Annotated in this window: 20 protein-coding genes and 1 tRNA gene; 17 read left to right on the plus strand and 4 right to left on the minus strand. The window is 64.5% G+C overall.

Going from position 1 to position 23005, the window contains the following annotated elements; all coding sequences use genetic code 11:
• Positions 1-105: 105 nt before the first annotated feature.
• Positions 106-1446: an ABC transporter substrate-binding protein gene (locus tag AC0L2J_RS12895; protein WP_063996315.1), complete on the minus strand. Its 1341-nt coding sequence runs from the start codon at positions 1444-1446 to the stop codon at positions 106-108.
• Positions 1447-1930: 484 nt separating this feature from the next.
• Between AC0L2J_RS12895 and AC0L2J_RS12900 the strand changes: the two genes are divergently transcribed.
• Positions 1931-2719: a Spy/CpxP family protein refolding chaperone gene (locus AC0L2J_RS12900; protein ID WP_473249024.1), complete on the plus strand. Its 789-nt coding sequence runs from the start codon at positions 1931-1933 to the stop codon at positions 2717-2719.
• A gap of 111 nt (positions 2720-2830) precedes the next feature.
• Positions 2831-3208 (plus strand): response regulator, encoded by a 378-nt coding sequence (locus AC0L2J_RS12905; RefSeq protein WP_063996316.1) that lies wholly within the window; start codon positions 2831-2833, stop codon positions 3206-3208.
• A 61-nt stretch (positions 3209-3269) separates the two neighbouring features.
• On the opposite strand, the gene AC0L2J_RS12910 is transcribed toward AC0L2J_RS12905, so the two are convergent.
• The 3 genes from AC0L2J_RS12910 to glk all read right to left on the minus strand — a co-directional run bounded on the left by AC0L2J_RS12910 (position 3270) and on the right by glk (position 4886).
• Entirely contained in the window at positions 3270-3425 is a 156-nt protein-coding gene (locus AC0L2J_RS12910; protein WP_167552307.1) for a hypothetical protein, read from the minus strand.
• A 143-nt stretch (positions 3426-3568) separates the two neighbouring features.
• A complete protein-coding gene (locus AC0L2J_RS12915) occupies positions 3569-3772 on the minus strand; it encodes a hypothetical protein (protein ID WP_063996317.1) in 204 nt (67 codons plus the stop codon).
• 142 nt (positions 3773-3914) lie between these two features.
• Entirely contained in the window at positions 3915-4886 is a 972-nt protein-coding gene (gene glk, locus AC0L2J_RS12920) for a glucokinase (RefSeq protein ID WP_473390323.1), read from the minus strand.
• A 254-nt stretch (positions 4887-5140) separates the two neighbouring features.
• On the opposite strand from glk, the gene pncA reads away from it, so the two are divergent.
• From pncA to AC0L2J_RS12995, 15 genes are all read left to right on the plus strand, one after another.
• Positions 5141-5779: a bifunctional nicotinamidase/pyrazinamidase gene (gene pncA / locus AC0L2J_RS12925; protein ID WP_473390234.1), complete on the plus strand. Its 639-nt coding sequence runs from the start codon at positions 5141-5143 to the stop codon at positions 5777-5779.
• A 16-nt stretch (positions 5780-5795) separates the two neighbouring features.
• On the plus strand, positions 5796-6902 hold the full coding sequence (locus tag AC0L2J_RS12930) for an alpha/beta fold hydrolase (RefSeq protein WP_473390238.1): 1107 nt from the start codon (positions 5796-5798) through the stop codon (positions 6900-6902).
• 141 nt (positions 6903-7043) lie between these two features.
• Complete coding sequence (locus AC0L2J_RS12935; protein ID WP_473390243.1) at positions 7044-9077, plus strand: NAD(+) synthase; 2034 nt, start codon at positions 7044-7046, stop codon at positions 9075-9077.
• Between the two features lie 14 nt (positions 9078-9091).
• Positions 9092-9496, plus strand: a complete 405-nt coding sequence (locus AC0L2J_RS12940) for a GrlR family regulatory protein (RefSeq protein ID WP_063996320.1) — start codon at positions 9092-9094, stop codon at positions 9494-9496.
• Between the two features lie 92 nt (positions 9497-9588).
• Positions 9589-10851: a DUF1236 domain-containing protein gene (locus tag AC0L2J_RS12945; protein WP_473390249.1), complete on the plus strand. Its 1263-nt coding sequence runs from the start codon at positions 9589-9591 to the stop codon at positions 10849-10851.
• A 466-nt stretch (positions 10852-11317) separates the two neighbouring features.
• Positions 11318-12133: a sugar phosphate isomerase/epimerase family protein gene (locus AC0L2J_RS12950; RefSeq protein WP_473390254.1), complete on the plus strand. Its 816-nt coding sequence runs from the start codon at positions 11318-11320 to the stop codon at positions 12131-12133.
• 29 nt (positions 12134-12162) lie between these two features.
• Positions 12163-13800: an ABC transporter substrate-binding protein gene (locus AC0L2J_RS12955; RefSeq protein ID WP_473390258.1), complete on the plus strand. Its 1638-nt coding sequence runs from the start codon at positions 12163-12165 to the stop codon at positions 13798-13800.
• A gap of 3 nt (positions 13801-13803) precedes the next feature.
• On the plus strand, positions 13804-14787 hold the full coding sequence (locus AC0L2J_RS12960; protein WP_473390260.1) for an ABC transporter ATP-binding protein: 984 nt from the start codon (positions 13804-13806) through the stop codon (positions 14785-14787).
• Positions 14784-15776: an ABC transporter ATP-binding protein gene (locus AC0L2J_RS12965; RefSeq protein WP_473390262.1), complete on the plus strand. Its 993-nt coding sequence runs from the start codon at positions 14784-14786 to the stop codon at positions 15774-15776. Before AC0L2J_RS12960 ends, AC0L2J_RS12965 begins: the two co-directional genes overlap by 4 nt.
• A complete protein-coding gene (locus AC0L2J_RS12970) occupies positions 15776-16705 on the plus strand; it encodes an ABC transporter permease (protein ID WP_473390265.1) in 930 nt (309 codons plus the stop codon). Before AC0L2J_RS12965 ends, AC0L2J_RS12970 begins: the two co-directional genes overlap by 1 nt.
• Positions 16702-17562, plus strand: coding sequence for an ABC transporter permease (locus AC0L2J_RS12975; RefSeq protein WP_473390267.1), 861 nt, complete (start codon positions 16702-16704; stop codon positions 17560-17562). The genes AC0L2J_RS12970 and AC0L2J_RS12975 overlap by 4 nt, the downstream gene beginning before the upstream one ends.
• A 281-nt stretch (positions 17563-17843) precedes the next feature.
• Entirely contained in the window at positions 17844-19694 is a 1851-nt protein-coding gene (ilvD, locus tag AC0L2J_RS12980; protein WP_473390270.1) for a dihydroxy-acid dehydratase, read from the plus strand.
• A gap of 231 nt (positions 19695-19925) precedes the next feature.
• Entirely contained in the window at positions 19926-20252 is a 327-nt protein-coding gene (locus AC0L2J_RS12985; protein ID WP_473390274.1) for a hypothetical protein, read from the plus strand.
• 284 nt (positions 20253-20536) lie between these two features.
• Positions 20537-20626, plus strand: a tRNA-Ser gene (locus AC0L2J_RS12990).
• A gap of 505 nt (positions 20627-21131) precedes the next feature.
• Positions 21132-21425, plus strand: coding sequence for a hypothetical protein (locus AC0L2J_RS12995; protein WP_473390278.1), 294 nt, complete (start codon positions 21132-21134; stop codon positions 21423-21425).
• Positions 21426-23005: the final 1580 nt, after the last annotated feature.

Here is a 23005-nt window from a genome sequence, read left to right on the forward strand (position 1 = left end):
ACGGCGAAGCCGGCGCAGCCGTCGGCTTCATTCGGCAAGCGGATCGAGCGAGGGTGCCTCGGCGGCTCACGCGCGAAGCGTGAACCGCCATGGCACGTACCCGGCTCAGGTCCGCATGAAGCCTTCGCACTCGCCCTCGGCCCAGGCGAGCGCGGTTTCCAACTTCTCTCCTTGCGCAAAGCGCAGCGCCATCTTGGTCAGCGTCGCCTGGAAGTAGATCTGCTGGGCGATCTTCGGCGGCGCCGGAGACGCGGCGATCGACATCGTCTGCTGCTTGTAGGGATCCGGATAGTGGAAGAGCGTGCCCTTCGGCGGCCCTTCCTCGGCCCAGGTCTTGAACTTCGTCATGTTCGCGTAGGCCGGGAGATCGTACCCGCCGCTCGCCGCGACGAACTTCTCGATCGCCGCGGGCGAGGACAGGTGAACGAGCAGGCTCTTGGCCGCTTCCTTGTTCTTGCCAAAGGCCCAGACGCCCCAGAAGTACGGCAGGAAGGGCGCAAAACGTCCCTTCGGACCGGACGGGAAGCCGTGCGTCCAGCACTGTTCGGCGACTTGCGGTGCGTCGCGCTTGGCGACCGCCCAGGCACTCGGCGGATTCAGGATCATCGCCCCGCGGCCCGAGATCAGCCATTTGTTGTTGGAGGCATCGTCCCAGGACGGTGCATCCGTGGGCAGGACGGCGATCAGCTTCTTGTAGAATTCGAGTGCCTGCCGCACTGCGTCGGTCTTGACGGTGATATCGCCCTTGGCGTTGACGAGCTCGGCGCCGAACGACTGGAAGATCGCGCCGGCGGTGTCGACGCTGTCGGTGGTCTCGCCGAGACCGATGCCGAAGGGGAAGCCGGCCTTGTGGCAGGCCTCGGCCGCCTTCAGGAACGTCTCCATGGTCCAGTTGTCCGCCTTCGGCGGAGCGCCGATTGGATACATCTCCTGCACGTCGATGCCGGCGTGCTTCTTCATCAGATCTATGCGGGAGCAGGGGCCCTTGATCTGGCTTCCCGGCGTCGCGGGCACTGCGAGCCATTTGCCGCCCGACCGCCCGAGATATTTGACGGTGTCGTTCACCTCGCCGTTCTGCTTGATGAGCGGCTCCATGACGTCGTTGAGCGGTTCGAGATTCTCGGAATAGGCGTGCGGCCACCAGCTCGGCATCTGGAGAATGTCGTGACCGGACTTGGCCTGGGCCTCGGCCGCTGCCGTCAGCTCGATCTTCTTGTTGTTGCTGGTGATGTAGTCGATCGAGACCTCGACCTTCTCCTTCTCGCCCCATTCCTTGACGAGCGCGGTGGAGGCATCGTTGGCGCCGGGCACCCAGTGGTCCCAGAAGCCGATCGAGAGCTTGCCGGCGGCGTAAGCGCCTCGGACATAGGGCGCCGTGATCAGCGCCGCGGAGGACAGTGCAGTGGCAGCCACAAATTGACGTCGCGTCAGTGTCTTGCGTGACATCTCGTTTCCTCGCTTGGGTGTTTTATTGTTCTGGCGTTTCCTCTGAACTCTTCCGAGTTCTACTTTTGATTTTCTTTTCCAAAGTTTCTTGTTCGACGTTTCTTGTTGATGCCGTCGGCTTCGAAGGCAAATTGGTAGCGCGATCAGATCATGATTGATTGCGTCTGTCGAGAAAACCGAACGGCTTGCGCCTAGAACTAACGTTGTGTCCGGGAACGCGGCAGCGCCCTCGACATTATGCGCGGGCCATGAACCACGGCCGGTTGTTTTGCGACGCACACTCGGCGCTGGCGCGCCAGGCCGACATGTGCGCAATTACGCCGCAGTTTCCAAGGAGCCTGCATAAGCACCTCGCGGCAAAGACTTTTCGGGCGTGGATAGCAATTGCCCTTGGCTAGACCTCGAAGCGGTGAAAACGATAGAGTTGCAACCGGCAAGTGGTTCTCACCCCCAACAACCTAATCAGATCGAGATGGAGACCAGAATGATCAACCCGGCGCCGCCCGCGCGGCCGAACCTGCGACGATGGTTCGCGCTGGGATCCGTTTTCGTGTTGCTGCTCGGCGCAGCCGCGGCGAACGCTCAAGGCCTGGTCAAAGGGGTTCAGGAAGGAGCGGCGGCCGGGAACAAGGCGGCAGGTCCGGTCGGTGGCGTGCTCGGCGGCGCCATCGGCGGTGTGGTCGGTGTCTTCACCGGCGTGCTCGGCGTTGGCAATAATGGCAATCAGGCGCCTGCAGCCAAAGATGCGAGCAAGGACGCCAGCAAGGATGCGGCCAAGGACGCCAAGCAGGGCGCCGGCAAGGACAAGGATGCCAAGAGCGCCAAGCCGGGCAAGGGCGCCAAGGCGAGCAAGGAGGCGAAGAACGCGCCGCAGGACAAGGATGTCACGGTCCTGACCCAGACCGGCGCGCCGCAATTGACCGCCGACCAGATCGTCACCAACAGCGACTCCTATATCGAGCGGATCAAGGCCGAACTGAACCTCACGCCCGAGCAGGAGAAGCACTGGTACGGCTTCTCGAGCGCCATGCACTACCTCGGGCATAACGGTGCCGAGCGGCTCAACCTGCGGGTTGCGCGCGCCAAGCGGGATCCTCCCGACGACATCGTCGAGCAGATGCGCAACGAAGCCCAATTCCTCATCGACCGCGCTGCCGATCAGCGCAATGTCGCCGACGCCGCCGAGCCCCTCTATTCGAGCCTCGATGACAAGCAGAAGCAGGTGTTCGTACAGGAGATGGTGCGGCTCAGCCACGAACGAGGACTGGATTGATCAAGTTGAATCGGATCGGGCGCGTCTGAATTAACGGCGCCCGCCACGAATTCGTGAATCCTCTTCGCGATTCGGTTATGATTAGCTTCGGAAGCTGATTGCGGGGTTGATATGGCGGACGGACTCTCCGTTTTCCTGGTCGAAGACGAGACGTTGATCCGGATGATGATGACGGACATGGTGGAGGAACTCGGCCACCACGTCGCCGCGGAAGCGGATAATGTTCGGGACGCCAGCGCTTTCGCCATGACCGCGCAGTACGATCTTGCGATCCTCGACATCAATCTCAAGGGCCTCTACGTCGATCCGGTCGCCGATTTGATCGAGCGTCGCGGCAAGCCGTTTTTGTTCGCCACGGGCTACGGTCCGGAACTGCTGCCGTCCTTGCTCAGGCGCCGGCCGATCCTGCGCAAGCCGATTTCGATCGATCAGCTCAAGGCGATGATCGATTCGATGTTTCCGGAAGCGGCAGCGAAGACGCCGCACTGAAACCAAAAACAAAATGGCCGCCCGTCAGGGGCGGCCACTTCGCGACGGAATGCGTCGCGTCTCACATCAGGCCGGCGCCGAGATCGATGCCGTGCGCCATCAGGCCGAACGAGGCGACCAGGCCCGTGCAGCAAAACAGCAAGATGGTCTTGAACGAAGAATCAGCCAAACGCGTTTCGATGGTGGCCGGCATCGCGGCGATCGAAATCATGCTCATGTTCATTCCCCCCTTTGTTGCCCCTGAATTGGATCAGGTGAGGGAACTTCTAGAGCAAAAAGTTTGACGCGAGCTTTCGAGGGATCGTTAACGAAATGGCAATTGATGCCGCGTTTTCCGGCACCGTAGTGCAATCATTCGTTTCACTGGCGCCCGTTCTTCAGCACGGTAGCGATAGTGTGGGCTGTCATGGCGGCGCGGTCCGAAGCGCGCTGGGCGGCAAGCCGGTCACGCGCCTTTTCCTCGATCAAGAGCTCGATCAGCGCCAGCCGCTTGCCCTCGTCGTCCGCCTCGAGCAGAAGGCGGTGATAGCGGTGATAGTCGAAACCCAAATCCTGCTTACGCATGTCACGCCCCCGCAACCACGCCACACACAAGCCAGGATTGTTTCTCATCCGGGACGTGCGCGCAAGCACGATCCCGCGCCGAGCGCGCGTGCTGTGCAATCAGCTGTGCATGACTGGAACCCGCGGCCGGAGGCGCGCGCCGTTAAGGCTGGTTGTGCTCGGCGAACATCGTCAGGCCAACAAAACTCGCATCAGGTTTCGTGACCAGTCTGGTCGGGATGTCGCGGAGATAGTCCTGGAAGCGTCCCTTGGCTTCGAAGCGCGCCCGGAATGCGGAGGCTGCAAGGAAGTCGGGAAAGCGCGGCACGATTCCGCCGGCGATATAGACGCCGCCGCGTGCGCCGAAGGTCACCGCGAGGTTGCCCGCGACCGAGCCGAGAATGGCGCAAAACATCTCCAGCGTTTTGCGGCTGAGCTCGCAACTGCCTTCCAGGGCCGCCTTCGTGATGGCGGCAGCATCGCGATGCGGCACCTGAGCGCCTTCCACCTCGGCCAGCGCCTCATAGAGGCTTTGCAGGCCGGAACCGGACAACGCGCCACGCTCGATGGAGACATGGCCGAGGCGTCGGCGCATGCACGCGATCACGCGTTCCTCGCGCTCGTCCTCTGCCGGCAGGGTCGCGTGGCCCGCCTCGGTGACGACGGCCAGCCGTGAGCCGTGGCGCTCGACCAGGCAGGAAACGCCAAAGCCGGTTCCGGGTCCGACGACCAGCAACGGCTCTCCGGGAAGACCCTGCTGTCCGCCGAGCGGGATCAGGTCGGCGGGCTGCAGGGCGGGCAGGGACCAGGCCACCACCTCGAAATCGTTGAGAACATGGACGCTGTCAAAGCCGAGGGCCGGCTGAAGCTCGTTGCCGTCGATGACCCAGGGGCTGTTGGTCATGACGCAGCGGTTGTTGGTCACCGGCCCCGCGACGGCCAGCACGGCCCTTGAGGGAGGTTTGCCGTCGGAGCGACGTGCGAGAACATCGGCAATGGCTTCGCGGACGGTCGGGAAGTCCGCCACTTTGACGTAGTCGATCGGTCCGGTCTGATCGCCCTGACTGAGCGCGAAGCGCGCATTGGTCCCGCCGATATCGGCGAGAAGAATCTGTCCTGTCTTGCCGATGGTCATGTCCATATGGCTGCCGCGGCCTTTCGGGCTGCGGGAACCGCTTCCTCCGCTCTATCCGATCGCAAAATGCGAACGGCTTTCAGAATCCGCCCCCGGCGGGATCTAGTCAACACGCATCAGCCCAAACCGTTGCATCCCGGGGCCGACGGGGTGCATTCGCGCAGATGGCCGCACCTGCGGGTGGTTGCGAAGCAGCGCGGGAAGATCGACACTGGAGACGTGCCTTCGGCGCCGGTCGCGCGGGATGGCCTGGAATGGACCATGCGATGAAGATTTCCGACCGCGACGTGCTGCTGGTCATCGACGTGCAGAACGATTTTTGCACGGGCGGGGCGCTCGCGGTGCCGGGCGGCGAGAAGGTCGTCCCCGCCATCAATCGGATCGCCCAAAAATTCGCCAATGTGGTGCTGACCCAGGACTGGCATCCCCGCGATCATGTCTCCTTTGCCTCGAACCATGCGGGCAAACAGCCGTTCCAGACCATCGCGCTCGACTACGGCGCCCAGGTGCTGTGGCCGAGCCATTGCGTGCAGGGCACGGCGGGCGCTGAATTTCATCGCGATCTCGACACCACCCGCGCAAGCCTGGTGGTGCGGAAAGGGTTTCGGCGCGGCATCGATTCCTATTCGGCGCTGTGCGAGAACGATAAGAAAACGCCGACCGGCCTGCTCGGATTTTTGCGCGAACGCGAGTTGAACACCGTCTTCGTCGCCGGCCTCGCGTTCGACTACTGCGTCCGCTTTTCGGCGGAGGATGCTCGCAAGGCGGGGTTCGAGGTCGCCGTTATCGAGGACGCCTGCCGCGGCATCGATCTCGACGGCTCGGTGGCCGCGACCCATCAGAGTTTTCGGAAGCGCGGTATTTCGCTCGTCAACTTCGAGGCCTTCCTGTGAGGACCGTAAAATAGCCATGGCGGAGAAGACCGGTAAACAGCTGCGCGCACCGGGCCCGGTCCCGGATGACCCGCTGCTGTGGCCGTTCGCTGCGGCTCGGCTGGCCATGGACGCCTGCTTTGGATGGCTCGAGCGCGGCCCTCCAGAGCGAGCCGAAAGCAGCCTGCCGTGGACCACGCCCAACTCCGTCGCGCTGGAGCTTGCGACCATGCGCCTGCGCAATTGCGCGCGCACGGGGGCCGGTCAGCCGGCACTGGTCTGCGCGCCCTATGCGCTGCATCGGGCCCTGATCGCCGACTTCGCCCCCGGCCACAGCGTGGTGCAGTCTCTGCAAAATGGCGGCATCGACCGGGTCTATCTTACCGACTGGCGCTCGGCCGCACCCGACATGCGCTATCTCTCGATCGACAGCTATCTCGGCGATCTCAACGTCGCCATCGACGAGATCGGCGCGCCGGTCGATCTCGTCGGCCTGTGCCAGGGCGGCTGGCTGTCGCTGCTCTATGCGGCGCGCTTTCCCGCCAAGGTGCGGCGGCTGGTGCTGGCAGGCGCGCCCGTCGACCTCTCGATCGAGTCCAGGCTGTCGCAGCTCGCCCGCAACGCGCCGGAGATGGTCTATGACCAGCTCGTCGCGCGGGGCGGCGGCAATGTCAGCGGCGACGAGATGCTGCGTGTCTGGTCGAAGGCGCCGAGCCACGACGACATCGTGACGGCGCTGCAAAGCGGGGAGGAAGGCGCGGCGTTGCTGGCACGCTTCGAGCGCTGGAACGCCGAGCCTCTCAATCTGCCCGGCACCTATTATCTCGAGATCGTCAATTGGATTTTCCGGGAGAACCGGATCGCGCGCGGCGAATTCACGGCACTCGGCCGCGTGATTGATCTGAAGGACGTCAAGGCGCCGGTCTTCCTGCTGGCCGGGCTCGATGACGACGTCGTGCCGGCTGCGCAGGCGCTCGCCACCGCCGGCTTGCTCGGCACACCACCGGCCTTCATTGCGGCGGCCTCCCAGCCTAGCAACCATCTTGGCCTGTTCATGGGCGCGCGGACCCACACCCATGCCTGGCCCCGGATCGCCGAGTGGCTGCGCGACGATCTGCCCGGCATGCTGGTGCGCAGCGCCTGAGACGACCCCAAGGGCCGGGCGGCGAAGCTGCAAATCCGTTATGCATGCCGTCGAATGGCCTGCACGGGGCCATGTCGATGGGTTAAATGGAGTCCAGAGCTGGCGGAGGCCGGTCGCGACGAGACAAAGGGACTGTGCTCGATGAGTTTCCACTCGATCTATGCCCACGGATTTGCGCGCGTGGCGGCCTGCGTCACCACCTCTCATGTGGCCGATCCCACGGCCAACGCGACTGCGGTTCTGGCGGCGGCGAAGGACTGCCACGAGCAGTCGGTGGCGGTTGCCGTGTTTCCCGAGCTCTGCCTGTCCGGCTATGCGATCGAAGATCTCGTAAAGCAGGACCCGCTGCACGATGCGGTCGAGCGTGGGCTTGTGGCCATCGTCGAGGCATCCTCGGCGCTGATGACCGTCCTGATCGTCGGCGCGCCGCTGCGCTTCGGCAACCGCATCTACAATTGCGCGGTCGTGATCCATCGCGGCAAAGTCCTCGGCGTCGTGCCCAAGAGCTACCTGCCGACCTATCGCGAATTCTACGAGGGACGGCATTTCGCCTCCGGCGCCGGCATCGTCGGAGAGATGGTCGCCTTTGGCGGGTTGCACGCCCCGTTCGGCGTCGACCTCCTGTTCGCGGCCGAGGACGTACCGGGCCTGACCATCGGCGTCGAGATCTGCGAGGACATGTGGATCCCGGTCACGCCGGCCTCCGAGCTCGCGCTCGCGGGCGCGAGCGTGCTGATCAATCTCTCGGGCAGCCCGATCACGATCGGCCGCGCCCGCTCGCGCGCGCTGTTGTGCCAATCGACGTCGGCGCGCTGCCTCGCGGCCTACGTCTATTCCGCGGCCGGGGCAGGGGAATCGACCACCGACCTTGCCTGGGACGGCCAGACCTCGATCTACGAGAACGGCGTCCTATTGGCCGAGGGTGAGCGGTTTCGGCAGGGCGGCCAGATCACGCTGGCCGACGTCGATCTCGACCTGCTCAGGCAGGAACGCGCGCTGATGGGAACCTTCGACGACAACCGCCGGCAGCGCGAAGCCTTCTTTCGGAAAGTCGGCTTCGCCCTGAAGCCGCCGACGGCCGATATCGGCTTCCTGCGCAAGGTCGAGCGCTTTCCGTTCGTGCCGAGCGACGAGAGCCTGCTCGAGCAGGACTGTTATGAGGCCTACAACATTCAGGTCGCGGGCCTCGTCCAGCGCATGCGCGCGACCGGCACCAGGCGCGTCGTCATCGGCGTCTCGGGCGGGCTCGATTCCACCCACGCTTTGATCGTCGCCGCCAAGGCGGTCGATTTGCTCGGCCTGCCGCGTGAGAACATTCTCGCCTACACCATGCCGGGCTTTGCGACCGGCAGCGAGAGCAAGACGAATGCGCTGGCGCTGATGAAGGCGTTGCAGACGAGTTGGCAGGAGCTCGACATTCGCACCACGGCGACGCAGATGCTCAAGGACATCGGCCATCCCTTCGGCAAAGGCGAGAAGGTCTACGACGTCACCTTCGAGAACGTGCAGGCGGGCCTGCGCACCGACTATCTGTTCCGGCTCGCCAACCATCAAGGCGGCATCGTGATCGGCACCGGTGATCTCTCCGAGCTCGCACTGGGCTGGTGCACCTATGGCGTCGGCGACCAGATGGCGCACTACAACGTCAACGCCGGGGTGCCAAAGACGCTGATCCAGCATCTGATCCGCTGGGTGATTGCCTCGAAGCAGTTCGGCGACGACGTCAACCGGACGCTTGGTCTGATCCTGGTTGCTGAAATCTCGCCCGAGCTGGTTCCGGCCGAGCCGGGCGAGAAGCCGCAGAGCACGGAAGCTTCCGTCGGTCCCTACGAACTCCAGGATTTCAACCTGTTCTACACACTGCGGTTCGGCATGCGGCCGTCCAAGATCGCCTTCATGGCGCTGCAGGCGTGGAAGGACGTGGCCCACGGCGAATGGCCGCCGGCATTTCCGACCGATAAGCGCAAGGCATACGATCTCAAGGAGATCCGCCGCTGGCTGGAGGTGTTCCTGCGCCGCTTCTTCGCATTCAGCCAGTTCAAGCGCTCGGCGATGCCGAACGGACCCAAGGTTTCGGCCGGCGGCTCGTTGTCGCCGCGCGGCGACTGGCGCGCGCCGTCGGATTCGAGCGCAGCGGCGTGGCTTGAAGATCTCGAGCGGAATGTGCCGGTTTGAACGGGAGATGAGCGATGTCGGCCGGCGATGGGCCCGAGCAGGGCGGCAACCCACAGAAGGTCCTCAACGGCCTCTACATCTTTGAGATTGAGATGCGCGACGGCAAGCGTGGCCAGGCCAAAGGCGTCGTCGTGCTCTGCGAGGGCCGCATCATGGGCGGCGACAGCTATTTCTACTACACCGGCAGCTACACCTTCCGGAACGGGAAATGGCGCGGCGACATGACCGTCAATCAGCACACCGAGGCCGTCGGCAAGCCACTCGCGTTCGGCGGCAGGGAAGTGACCTGCGGCTTTTCGGGCGACTACTCCGCCGACGGCGCCGAGGTCGAAGGCATGGCGCTGGTTGGCAAGACCAGCGTGACATTCACGGCGCGGCTCACGCTGAAGGACCCGATGCGAGACCCGCCCGAGATGTGAGACCCGCGTGATCGTCCCTCGTTCCTGATCAGGAACCTTCGCACCCACAGAACGTTCGCGTCTGTTGTTGCGAATTTCCGAGGAGAGGGACCATGCGCAAGCACTTGATGTTATCGACCGCAGCTATCGGACTGATGCTTGCTTCGGGCATCGCCTACGCCCAGGCGCCCGGTGAGCGGAGGGACGAGCCGAGACGGACCGAGGAGCCGGCGAAAGGCGCCGCGACGCAACGCGGCGGCGGCGCCCAGGAGCGCGTTCAAGAGCGGGCGCAGGGCGCCCAGGAGCGATTGCAGGGCGCCGGCCGCGAGGAGAAGGGCGGCGCTGCCAAGCAGGAGGCGAGTGACGATAAGCGCAAGCCGGCCGGTTCTGCAGAGCGCAACCAGCCGAAGTCGAAGGATCAGGCCCAAGACTCCCGCGAGCCCTCCCGCGAGCCTTCGCGCGATCGCAACGCGGAAAGCACGAAACCGGGTCGCGACAGCAAGAGCAGCGCCGAGACGAAGCCGGACAAGTCCGCGCCGCAGAAATCAACGGCGGAGTCCGAGAAGTCCAAATCCGGTACGTCTAGCCAGCAGAACGAGCGCACGGGAGCTGCGGCCAACCAGAACGAGCGCAACCAGACCCAGCCGCCGCGCAACGCGGCTGAGCAGCAGCCGTCCGCCCAACAGAACAACCGGCCGGCCACCGCGACCGACACGAACCGCACGGCGCCGACCAACAATGCGCAGACCGCGCCTGCCAATTCGGGCACGCAGACCAATCAAGCCAACCAGACGACCCAGACCAACACGCAGACCAATCAGCAGACGCAGGTGACGTCCGAGAAGCAGGTGCGGATCTCCGAAACGGTGAGCCGTGCTCACCTGGCGGAGCCGGAGCGCAATCTGAACATCTCGATCCGTGTCGGCGAGACCATTCCCTCGCGCGTGCGCCTCCACAGGCTTCCGCCCGAGATCGTCTCGATCGAGCCCGAATATCGAGACTATGAATACTTCACGACCGGTGACGACGTCGTCATTGTGGAGCCGCGGACGCATCGCATCGTCAGCCAGGTCCCTCGCGATCCCTCACGAGCCCGCGCCCAGATGAGCGGCGGCACCTCATCGAGCGTGGCGGCCGCCGGCGGCAGCAATGTGAACTGCCAGATTATGCGGCGTGACGCGTCGGGCAATGTGGCCCAGGCAGAACCCTCGACCGTAGGCTCGACCGCGCGAACGGACTCCCTGAGCGTGACTGTCCAAATGCCCGGCGGCGGCTCGTCCGCTCCGATCGCCCTCGGTGCTCCCGCGGGCAACATCGTGGTGGCGACGCAAGGGCAGGGCGACTGCACGGTGACGATCGAGCCACAGACGCGCTAGCGCTCGTGTCGGCATAACGACGCCAAAACGACTTCGCGCCGCACGGCTGATCAAGCCGGCGGCGCGAAATCACGTTCAATCTAGAAAGTCCCGAGGTCCGGAGTGCCTAGGAGTCCGGACCTCGTAACCTTGCCCCAGCCTTTGATCCCCCCGCCCTATGTGGGCCCCCAACCCCGTGGTGCGCGATCAGAAGGTGATGCCCTTGGAAGGCCGCCGATCGATGTCCCGCGATGTACGCGACATCGAAATAGGATTCCATTCCGGATCACTACGGACTCAATCGTGCTTGATCCGCGCGCCGATGCATGCCGCTGCACGCGCTACGCTCGGCACTGCCTGAAATCGATGCAAGCACGCGACAGGATGTCCACATCTCCTGCGGCTTGCGGAACCTGCATTTCACCGGCCTGTCATTGAACTGGTCTAGCGCTGCTCCCGTGATCGCTGACGGTCAAAGGAGCAAGCCATGTCAAAGCCGGTACTGGGCGCCGCATTGTCCATTAAATCGATCCCTGCGCATCGCGACTGGCTCCTGGAACGGCAGCGCGATCTCGAAATTCAGGATTTCTTTCGCGCGGATCTGCTCGACGGCGACTGGCGAAGTGCTGCCAGCGAAATCAAGCAGATGCTCTCAGGTCACACCGGCCGGCTCGGCATCCACGGACCGTTCTGGGGCTTCGCGATCGGTAGCCACGACCCGATGATCCGCCAAGTCGTGACGAAACGCCTGCTTCAGGGCCTCGAAGCCGCCGAGTTTCTCGGCGCGACGCAGATGGTGATCCATTCGCCGTTCACGACCTGGGACCACAACAACCTCGACCTCTATCCGGATAATCGCGCGAATATCGTCGAACGCGTCAAGGCGACACTCGCCGAGGTGATTGTGCGCGCCGAAACCATCGGCTGCGAGATCGTCATCGAGAACATCGAGGACAAGGATCCGCGCGATCGCGTGCGTCTCGCCAAGGCGCTCGAAAGCAGCAAGGTGCGCGTCTCCCTCGACACCGGCCACGCCAACTACGCGCACATCTCCACTGGCGCGCCGCCGGTCGACTACTATGTCGAAACCGCCGGCGACATGCTGACGCACGTCCACCTGCAGGACACCGACGGTTTTGCCGACCGGCACTGGGCCCCAGGCGAAGGCAATATCCCGTGGGTCGCCGTGTTCCGCGCGCTGGGCCGGCTGAATTCCAACCCCCGGCTGATCCTCGAACTTCGCAATCACGACGACGTCCGCGCCGGCGCAGCCCATCTCGCCGCGCTTGGTCTCGCCGAATAACCGCATCATCCAGGGCAGGGGTTCCCGTCATGAGCAAGCTTACCCGTCGCACCATCCTGAAATCCGGCGGCGCTGCCGCAAGCACACTGCTTCTGCCGCGTTTTGCCATCGCGCAGGCCGACAACCGTCCCTCGGTGACGATTGCCGTGCAGAAGGTGACCAATTCGAACGTGCTCGATGTGCTGCGCGAGCAGTCCAATGTCGGCGAGCGCGTTTTCTTCTCCTCGATCTGGGAAGGCCTGATCTCCAAGAACTGGCGCGGCAGCCTTGAGGCCGTGCCGGGGCTTGCCACCGAGTGGCGCCGTATCGACGACCAGACTGTCGAGGTGAAGCTGCGCCAGGGCGTCAAATTCCACAATGGCGACGAACTGACGTCCGAGGACGTCGTCTTCACGTTCAGCCGCGAGCGCATGTTCGGTGAGAGCGAGGCCAAGAGCCGCAGCACCATCCAGGCTTTTGAGAAGATCCCGACGCCGCGGCCGGGCAAGGAGCTGCCGCCGGACGTGCCCGCGGTCGCGCGCCGGATCTGGCCGGACCTCGTGCGCGTCGATGCCGTCGACAAGTACACGGTGCGCTTCTACAACGCGACGCCCGACGTCACGATCGAGGGTCGGCTGTCGCGCTACGGCTCAGATATCGCGAACCGCCGCGCCTGGGCTGAATCCGCGAGCTATCTCGACTGGGCGCGCAAGCCTGTTACCACCGGTCCCTACAAGGTCGTCGAACTCAAGCCCGACGTGTCGCTGACGCTGGAAGCCCACGACGAATATTGGGGCGGCCGTCCACCGCTCAAGCGCATCCGCTTCCTCGAAGTGCCCGAGGTCGCGAGCCGCATCAACGGGCTGCTCTCGGGCGAGTATCAGTTCGCCTGCGACATCCCGCCGGACCAGATCGCGGGCATCGAGAAGAACGCGGCCTTTGAAGTGCAGGGCGGCACCATCCTCAATCACCGCCTGACCGTGTTCGACAAGAACCACGCCCAACTCGCCAATCCGCTTGTAAGGCGCGCCTTCACCCACGCGATCGACCGCCAGGCGATCGTCGACAGCCTGTGGGCCGGGCGCACCCGCGTCCCGAAGGGCCTGCAGTGGGAGTTCTACGGCGACATGTTCAATGCCGACTGGAACGTGCCGGCCTACGATCCCAAGCTGGCGCAGGACCTGCTGAAGCAGGCCAACTACAAGGGCGACCCCATTCCCTATCGGCTGCTCAACAATTACTACACCAGCCAGGTCGCGACCGCGCAGGTGCTGGTCGAGATGTGGAAGTCGGTCGGCCTCAACGTCCAGATCGAGACCAAGGAGAACTGGTCGCAGATCATGGAGCGCGCGCCGACGCGTGCGGTACGCGACTGGTCGAACTCGGCCGCCTTCAACGATCCCGTGTCGTCGCTGGTTGCCCAGCATGGCCCCAACGGCCAGCAGCAGCAGATCGGCGAGTGGACCAATGCCGAGCTGAACACGCTCTCGGAGTTCCTGGAAACCTCGATCGACCGGGCCGCCCGCAAGAAGGCGTTCCGCCGTATGTTGGAGATCGCCGAGCGCGAAGACCCGGCCTATACGGTGCTGCACCAGAACGCGACCTTCACGGCCAAGCCGAAGTCGATCAAGTGGAAGGCGTCGCCCGCCTTCGCGATGGATTTCCGCGCCGGCAATTTCGAGGCCTGATCGGTGTCGCCGCTGATCAGCATCAAGGACCTCAGCGTCGCCTTCCACGGCGTGCCAGTCCTGCGCGGTGTCGATCTCGCCTTGCACAAGGGCGAGGCGCTCGGCCTCGTCGGCGAGTCCGGATCGGGCAAGTCGGTGACGTGGCTTGCGGCGCTCGGCCTGTTGCCGCGGAATGCCCGCGTCTCGGGCTCCGTTCGTCTCGACGGTCGCGAGATCCTCGGTGCGCCCGCCGCCGAGCTCGACCGTATCAGGGGCGGGCGCGCCGCCATGATCTTCCAGGATCCCGCGAGCGCACTCAATCCCGTGCTGACCATCCGCAGGCAGCTCTGCGAGTCCCTGGCGCTGCATCGCGATCTCTCGGGCGGCGCGGTGAAAGCGGAAGCGCGGCGGCTGCTCGATCTCGTCGGAATTCCCGACGCGGCGCGCAGGCTCGAAGCCTATCCGCACGAATTTTCCGGTGGCCAGGTCCAGCGCATCATGATCGCGATGGCGCTCGCCGGAAATCCCGACCTGCTGATCGCGGATGAACCGACGACGGCACTCGACGCCACGATTCAGGCGCAGATTCTGGAACTGCTCTCGACCATCCGCCGCGAGATGAGCATGGCGATGGTCCTGATCAGCCACGATCTCGGCGTGGTCGCGGAAAACTGCGACCGCGTCGCCGTGATGTATGCTGGCCGCATTGTCGAGGAAGCGCCGGCGAACCAGCTCTTCGCCGATCCCGTCCATCCCTATGCGCAGGGCCTGATCGGCGCGTTGCCGCCGCTCGACGGGCCGAGGCGCCGCCTGACCGCCATTCCCGGAACGGTCCCCGATCCCGCGAGGATGCCTGATGGATGCGCCTTCGCGCCGCGTTGTGCGCTCGCAGAGGCGCCGTGCGGCGGTGTCGCCCCGACCCTTGCGCCGATCGCGGAGGATCGCGCCGTCGCCTGCGTCCGCGCCGAGGCTTCGCGCCGCGCGCTGCTCGGGATCGCTGCCGAATGAGCCGTCCGCTCGTCGACGTGTCGTCAATTTCGCGTAGTTATAGCATGCGCTCCGGGATGTTCGGCCGAAGTACCGCCGTTCATGCGGTCGATGGCGTGTCGCTGACGATCCGCAAGGGCGAGACGCTGGGCCTCGTCGGCGAGTCCGGCTCGGGAAAGTCGACCACCGGCCGCATCGTGCTCGGCCTCGAGCCGCCGGATCATGGCGAGGTGCGGTTCGACGGCGAGCCGATGGCAAAGCCCGGAACGACTGCATGGCGTGCGCAACGCGCGCACATGCAGATGATCTTTCAGGATCCGCTGGGGGCGCTGGACCGGCGGTTGCCGGTCGCAGCCCAAATCCGCGAGCCTCTGGACATTCACGGCCTCGGTACGCCCACCGAGCGCGAGGAGCGTGTCCGCGAATTGCTGCGCGCCGTCGAACTGACACCCGCACATGGTGCGCGCTATCCGGGCGCGCTCTCCGGCGGACAGCGCCAGCGCATCGTGCTGGCGCGGGCGCTGGCGACTAAGCCGGATTTCCTGGTCTGTGACGAGCCGGTCAGCGCGCTCGACGTCTCGATCCAGGCGCAGGTGGTGAATCTGCTCGCCGATCTCCAGGCGCAGCTTGCGCTGACCTTGCTCTTCATCAGCCACGATTTGCGGGTCGTCCGGCAGATCAGCAATGTGGTGGCCGTGATGTATCTCGGCCGCATCGTCGAGATCGGCAGCGCCGATGATCTGTTCGCGCGGCCGGAGCACCCGTATACCCAGGCACTGGTGTCTGCATCGCCCGCGCCGGGTCGCCGCAGCGCAGGCCGCATCGTGTTGGCGGGCGACCCGCCGAACCCGGCGGCGCGTCCCCAGGGCTGCGCCTTCCATCCGCGCTGCCCGCGCGCGATCGCGCGTTGTGCCAGCGACGTGCCAGCGCTGTCGAACGTCGGTGGCAACAGGCAGGTTGCCTGCCACCTCGTGACGGGGCCGCAAGTCGAGACGCGGGACGCGGCGTGATGGGACGCTATTTCGCCCTTCGCATCGGACGCGCGGCGTTGACGATCGTGCTCGTCGTCACCTTCGCCTTCGTGGTGCTGCGTCTCTCGGGCGATCCCGCGTTGATGATTTTGGGACCGGAAGCACCGCCGGAGGTCCTCGCCGCCTTCCGCAAGGCGTGGGGTCTCGATGATCCCATCTGGTTTCAGTATCTCGACTATTTTGGCGCGATCGCCAAGGGCGAGCTCGGCCGTTCCATGCGTGACGGGCGGCCTGCGATCGAGCTTGTGATGGAGCGGATTCCGGCAACGCTGGCGCTGACGCTGCCGGCCTTCTTCTTCAAGGTCGCGCTCGGCATTCCCGCCGGCATCTACGCGGCGCTGCACCGGGGCTCCGGAATCGACCGCGCGGTGATGATGACGGCGGTCGCCGGCTTCACCGTGCCGAGTTTCGTGCTGGCGCTGCTGCTCGTGCTGGTCTTTGCCGTGCAACTCGGATGGTTGCCCTCGGGCGGGCAGGACAGCTGGCGTCACGCCATCCTGCCGATCGTGACACTCAGCCTTGGCGGCGCCGCGGTGCTGGCGCGCTTCACCCGCAGCGCCATGCTGGAGGTGCTGGGCCAGCCCTATATCCGCACCGCCTCGGCGAAGGGCGTGCCGTGGCGAAAAGTCGTGACGTCGCATGCACTGCCGAACGCGGCGATTCCGACCGTCACCATTCTGGGCTTCATGGTGGGCACGCTGATCGCGGGCGCGGTCGTGGTCGAGAGCGTGTTTTCGTGGCCGGGGGTAGGGCGCCTGCTCGTCGTCGCCGTCGCCAACCGCGACCTCGCCGTCGTGCAGTGCATCCTGTTGCTGGTGGCGTTGACCATGGTCACCTCCAACCTGATCGTCGACTTCCTCTACGGCTTCCTCGACCCGCGGCTGCGCGCCAAAGGAGCGCATGCATGACGGACACCACGCTGAAGGACGCAGGCGTCCGCCGCCGCATGAGCCTCCCGGCGATCCCGGTCTCGGTCGCCATCGCGATCGGCTGGATCGTCGCGATGCTGGTGATCGCGGCCTTCGCCGAGAAGATCGCCCCCTACGGCTATACCCAACTCGACCTGCGCAATCGTCTCGCTGCGCCCGGCAATGTCGCGCACTGGCTCGGCACCGACGAGCTCGGCCGCGACGTGCTGTCGCGGCTGCTCGTCTCGATCCGCATCTCACTCCTGATCGCTTTCGGCGCGACGGCCATTTCAGCCATCGTCGGCACAACGCTCGGCTTCCTCGCCGCGCATTTCCGCGGGCCCGTCGAGCAGCTCGTGCTGATGCTGTCCGACTTCCAGGCCAGCATGCCGTTCCTGATCATGGCGCTCGCGGTGCTCGCCTTCTTCGGCAATTCGCTGCCGCTCCTGATCGGCTTGATGGGATTTTTCGGCTGGGAGCGCTACGCCCGCATCGCGCGGGGCCTTGCCATTTCCGCCAGTGCCCAAGGCTATGCGGCGGCGGTCCGGCAGCTCGGCGCGACGCCGGCGCGGATTTACCTCCGGCATATCCTGCCCAACATCGCCTCGACCCTGATCGTCTCGACCACGCTGGTCTTTCCCGAGGTGATCCTGATGGAGTCGGGCCTGTCGTTTCTCGGCCTCGGCGTGCAGCCGCCGATGACCAGCCTCGGCAACATGGTCGGCTACGGCCGCGAGTACCTGACCCGGGCGCCCTGGATCATGCTGGCGCCGGCCACCACCATCGTGGTGACCACGCTGGCGGTCTCCGTCATCGGCGACTGGCTGCGCGACCGGCTCGATCCCGAGCTGCAATAGGACTTCAGCTCTCGTGTCCCGGACGCGCGAAGCGCGAGCCGGGACCTAGGAGGCCATAGCACTCGCTGCCAGATGGGCCCCGGCGCTGCAGCGCACCGTCGAAGAGACGCTGCGCCGCGTCCGGGGCAGGTGAGAGTCCCCGCGCCGGGAGCAGGGGAGCCCTGTCCGGCCCAAGTTCCCGTTGCGCGCGTTCCCCCCGTGCGCTATCCGGCCGGAAACGCCTGAGGCGGCTTCGAAAATTTGCCGCGCCCGGCCAGCCAAACCCGAGGACGGAAACCGCCATGCCAGCCTATCGCTCCCGCACCACCACCCACGGCCGCAACATGGCGGGCGCCCGCGGCCTCTGGCGCGCGACCGGCATGAAGGATGGCGATTTCGGCAAGCCGATCATCGCGGTGGTCAATTCCTTCACCCAGTTCGTGCCCGGCCACGTCCATCTGAAGGACCTCGGCCAGCTCGTCGCCCGCGAGATCGAGCAGGCCGGCGGCGTGGCGAAAGAGTTCAACACCATCGCGGTCGACGACGGCATCGCCATGGGCCATGACGGCATGCTCTACAGCCTGCCGTCGCGCGAATTGATCGCCGACAGCGTCGAGTACATGGTCAACGCCCATTGCGCCGACGGCATGGTCTGCATCTCCAATTGCGACAAGATCACCCCCGGCATGCTGATGGCGGCGCTGCGGCTCAACATCCCCGCCGTGTTCGTCTCGGGCGGACCGATGGAGGCCGGCAAGGTGACGCTGCAGGGCAAGACCAAGGCGGTCGACCTGATCGATGCCATGGTCGCCGCCGCCGACTCCAAGGTCAGCGACGAGGACGTCAAGGTGATCGAGCGCTCGGCGTGCCCGACCTGCGGCTCGTGCTCGGGCATGTTCACGGCCAATTCGATGAACTGCCTCACGGAAGCGCTTGGCCTTGCGCTCCCCGGCAACGGCACGGTGGTCGCAACCCACGCCGATCGCAAGCGACTGTTCGTCGAGGCCGGCCACACCATCGTCGATATCGTGCGTCGCCATTACGAGCAGGACGACACTAGCGTGCTGCCGCGCAATGTCGCGAACTTCAAGGCCTTCGAGAACGCGATGACGCTCGACATCGCGATGGGCGGCTCGACCAACACGGTGCTGCATCTGCTCGCCGCCGCCCATGAAGGGCAGGTCGAGTTCACCATGCAGGACATCGACCGCCTGTCGCGCCGCGTTCCCGTGCTCTGCAAGGTCGCGCCCTCGGTCGCCGACGTCCATGTCGAGGACGTGCATCGCGCCGGCGGCATCATGGGCATCCTGGGGGAGCTCGACCGCGCCGGCCTGATCGACACGTCGGTCTCGACCGTGCACGCGCCGACCATGAACGACGCGCTGGAGCGCTGGGACATCAAGCGCTCGAAGAGCGAGTCTGTCCGCACCTTCTTCCGTGCCTCGCCCGGCGGCATCCCGACCCAGGTCGCGTTCAGCCAGGAGCGCCGCTACGACGAGCTCGATGCCGACCGCGAGAAGGGCGTAGTGCGCAACCTCGATCACGCCTTCAGCAAGGACGGCGGTCTTGCCGTGCTCTACGGCAACCTCGCGCAGGACGGTTGCATCGTGAAGACCGCCGGCGTCGATGCCTCGATCCTGAAATTCTCCGGCCCCGCCCGCGTGTTCGAGAGCCAGGACGCGGCCGTGGAAGGCATTCTGGGCGGCAAGGTCGTTGCCGGCGAGGTCGTGGTCATCATCTATGAAGGCCCGCGCGGCGGCCCCGGCATGCAGGAGATGCTGTATCCGACCAGCTATCTGAAATCGATGGGACTCGGCAAAGCCTGCGCGCTCGTCACCGACGGGCGCTTCTCGGGCGGCTCGTCGGGCCTGTCGATCGGCCATCTGTCGCCGGAAGCCGCCGAAGGCGGCAACATCGGTCTGGTCAGGACCGGCGATCGCATCGCCATCGACATCCCGAACCGCAGCATCACGCTGGAGGTCTCCGACGAGGAGCTCGCCAAGCGCCGCGCCGCGGAAGAGGCGAAGGGCGATTCCGCCTGGCAGGCGCTCGGCCGCAAGCGCAACGTCTCGACCGCGCTTCAAGCCTACGCTGCGCTCACCACCAGCGCCGCGCGCGGCGCGGTGCGCGAGGTGAAGCGGCGCTCGAAGTAACAGCGTCACGTGCGGGCGTGATCGCATGCACCGCGCATGGTCAACAAGTTCTGAACGGCCGGCGCAAGCCGGCCGTTTGCATTAAGGATGCCCCGACGAACTTCGGCAAAGCAAGGTTTTGCGGCGTATACTGGCAGCGACCTTCGCAAATCCATTTCGGGCAATTGGGGCACCACAAGAATGTCTCGCACTCTCGCTGTCGTTTTCTCCACAGCCGTCGCTGCGATTTCCATGACGACTGCTGCCTCCGCCGGCTGCTACAATTGCTACACGCCGCCGCCGTGCACGACCTGCTACCAGCAGCAATACGTGCAGCCGCAATACCGCACCGTCGATGAGACCGTGATGGTGTCGCCTGGAGCCGTCGTGGCGCACCGCGCGCCGGCGCAGTACCGCACCGTGATGGTGCCGCAGACCGTGATGGTGGCGCCGCCGAGCGTCCAGTACGAGCGCATCCCGCCCCAATACGCCACGCGCCAGCGCGTCGAGATGGTCCAGCCGGGGTATTCGTATTACGCGCCGGCGCAGATGGGGTGTGCGTCCTGCGGCGGCTACTGAGACGACGAAGCTACGAACAATTAGATGCGGCGCTCCTCACGGGGCGCCGTTTTTCTTTTGCGGCTGGCAAACGAGGCCCCGGAAACGGAAGCGACTCCAAACCAGGCCTCGCAACCAGCGACGCCCTGGACGACGTCGCCAGTGTCCGGGATTGCCGATAGGGCACAGGGTAAGGGAACAGGCTGACGCTCGCCTGACCGATCGGATGCCGGGGAAGGGGGCGGGCGCCAACTTCGCGTTGCCATGCGCCGTCGACTACGTTAAGCGACAGCCATTCCGGACTTGGAAGGGTGGCCGAGTGGTTTAAGGCACCGGTCTTGAAAACCGGCGTGCCCGCAAGGGTACCGTGGGTTCGAATCCCACCCCTTCCGCCAAAAGATCAACAAAATCAGTTAGTTAGTCTTTTTGGTTGGCTCCAGCGCACAATCGAACGTACAATCAGCGCGCGCTATCGCGAGCCCGACATTGAGTCAATCTGCCGCACGTTGGCAGCCCAGACCGAAGACCCGGTAGAGCGCGCCGCGCTGCTGGAGATCGCCGGCAACTACACGCGCCACCCGTAAATTTCCCAATGTCCCCACCCACGATAAGCAGTAGCTCGCGACGTTCGGGAGGTACTAGGAATCGACAATTTGCACAGCATGCACGATGCCGCTTTGATGGCGGCATGTCTCGTCCCGTTCGCATCCGTAAGCACGAAGCTGTGCCTCAGACCGGCAGCTACGAGATCTGCTTCGCCGATGGTCGGCCGAGCGTTTACATCTATTGGGACGATCTAGCCGGACGGCGCCTTGGGTCCGATCGGCTGACCGGGTCAGAAGCGCTTGAGAAGGCCAAGGCACTCGCAAGAGCGGAGATGGCCCGCTATCGAAAGACGAAATGAAGAAAGGCTGGGGGCGGCGGTTCGAATATCCGATTGAGGTGGCCGGCACAAAGTTGGTGACGCTGCTCGATGCCGGCGAGTACATCAGCGCTCTGCCGAAGAAGGAGCATCAGGCGCTCGAATGGCAAGCCGCGACGGAGGCGTTGATCCTGGTCGCAGAAAGCGGCGGCCCGACAATGTTCGCCCGCATCGGTCTCCTGCGGGCTTTGAACCGGCACTACGTCCCAGAATTAAATCCGAAGGGGAAAGAGCCGCATTGGGGCCGACGCAAGCCTAAGCGGGATCAATGACCGTCTGCGAGAAATGGGAAAAGCCGCAGCGTGGTTCCAGCCCCACTGCGGCATTCCCGGGAAACTTGAAATTGGTGGTTGGTACTAAAATCGCGCCGGTGTTCTCACAGTAGAACACCCCGTTCCGAAAATGGAGTCGGTACAACTACCGGAGTCCGGTTTTGTACGCATTGTTCCGTCCTCGGGAACATGGCATGGCTCGCTTTCCAGCCCCAATGCTCTCGGCTGCCAATCCAATTGCGGATTTGAGCGCCGGAGCCTCAAACGTGAAGGTCGCAGGAACGGCTAAGAAGCTGTTCCTGCGACCGACGCCGCGACGTTCCGCACGATCGGCACGGCGGCTGGACCTAAGCATATCGCGCGCCAACCTCGCCACGATCTTAGCCAATCATTTGCTCGGATTCTGTCAGTGTTGCTCGACGCGCCTTGGGGATTACGCGGCCTTGTGCTCGAACGCCCGCCGGCAGCAGCAGCACGGCGGGCCTTCTCATTCCACGGGTGCTGTACCTCTGCCACAGAGGCTAAGTTCCTCGCAAGGAACTGCATTTTCTTGGCGCGACGAAACACGGCTGAAACAATCCGGTGTTTTGCTGACGATACCGGGGCTGGCTTCATATTTTACTTAGACCTTTTTCACCCGGAATTTTCGACCGCGCTAGGCCGCAGCAGTATCCCTGCTGCGGCCTTCGTCGTGCCGCCTGCGGCTCTCGATAACGCCTAGGTAAACGAAACCGTTTTCCGCCTTGCGCGAAGCACCCCCGAAATGGTCCGGGTCTAACCTCCACTCATTAGCGAGGGGATTTCAAAATGATCACACTCAAAGCAATTGCGCTTGTTGTTGGCGCCGGATTTATCTTCGCAGCCTATTCGGGTGAGCTGGGCGCTGACGTGGTTCTCGCGATCGTCGCTTGCCTCTCATAACGAGAAGGCCCGCCAGCGTGACCGCTATTGCTCGTGAAGCGAGACTCAGTTCTCATTCCGATCATTGCGGCTAAATTGCTCGCGGGGGGCGTCGTGAACGGCGAAGCCGGATGCACGGTTTGTAGTCAAGCTCGACTGCTCAAGGGCCTTTTTCCGGTGGCAGAGGGCTATGAGTTGAAGCTCTATGAGTGCGCTAGCTGCCGCAGCACTATGTGGCTTGTCACCAGAGTGTCCAGATTTACCGCGTCCAAGCAGCAGAGGGGGAAGAAAAAAGCGGCTGCTGATGGGGCGGTTACTCCACAACTGAAAGGCGGCCCGCCAGCGTGAACCGGCGGGCCTCAGATCGTTAGCAATGGTGGAGTGGGAACGATGGCGCCGGTAAAACTCCGATCCCGCTGATCGCCGTGCCCGCCATCGCCAGGCGCAAACTGAGCTTGAGGCACAGCCGGCCTAGCAGAAGCCGGATCAGTCGCATGTGGGCTCCCCATGCCACGCGGCTCGGTAGTTGTCCTTCAGCTTGTCCAGCATTTCGGACAGGTGAAACACGGCAAAGCACAGCTCGGGGCGCGTGCCGTCGTCCGCCTCGGAGATCATTTGCGCGGTAAGGCGCCGGCGCGGTACAAATTGCGAGTGCGTTGGATAGATACATTTCATCAGTG

The sequence above is a fragment of the Bradyrhizobium sp. MV1.5 genome (genome assembly GCF_055807615.1).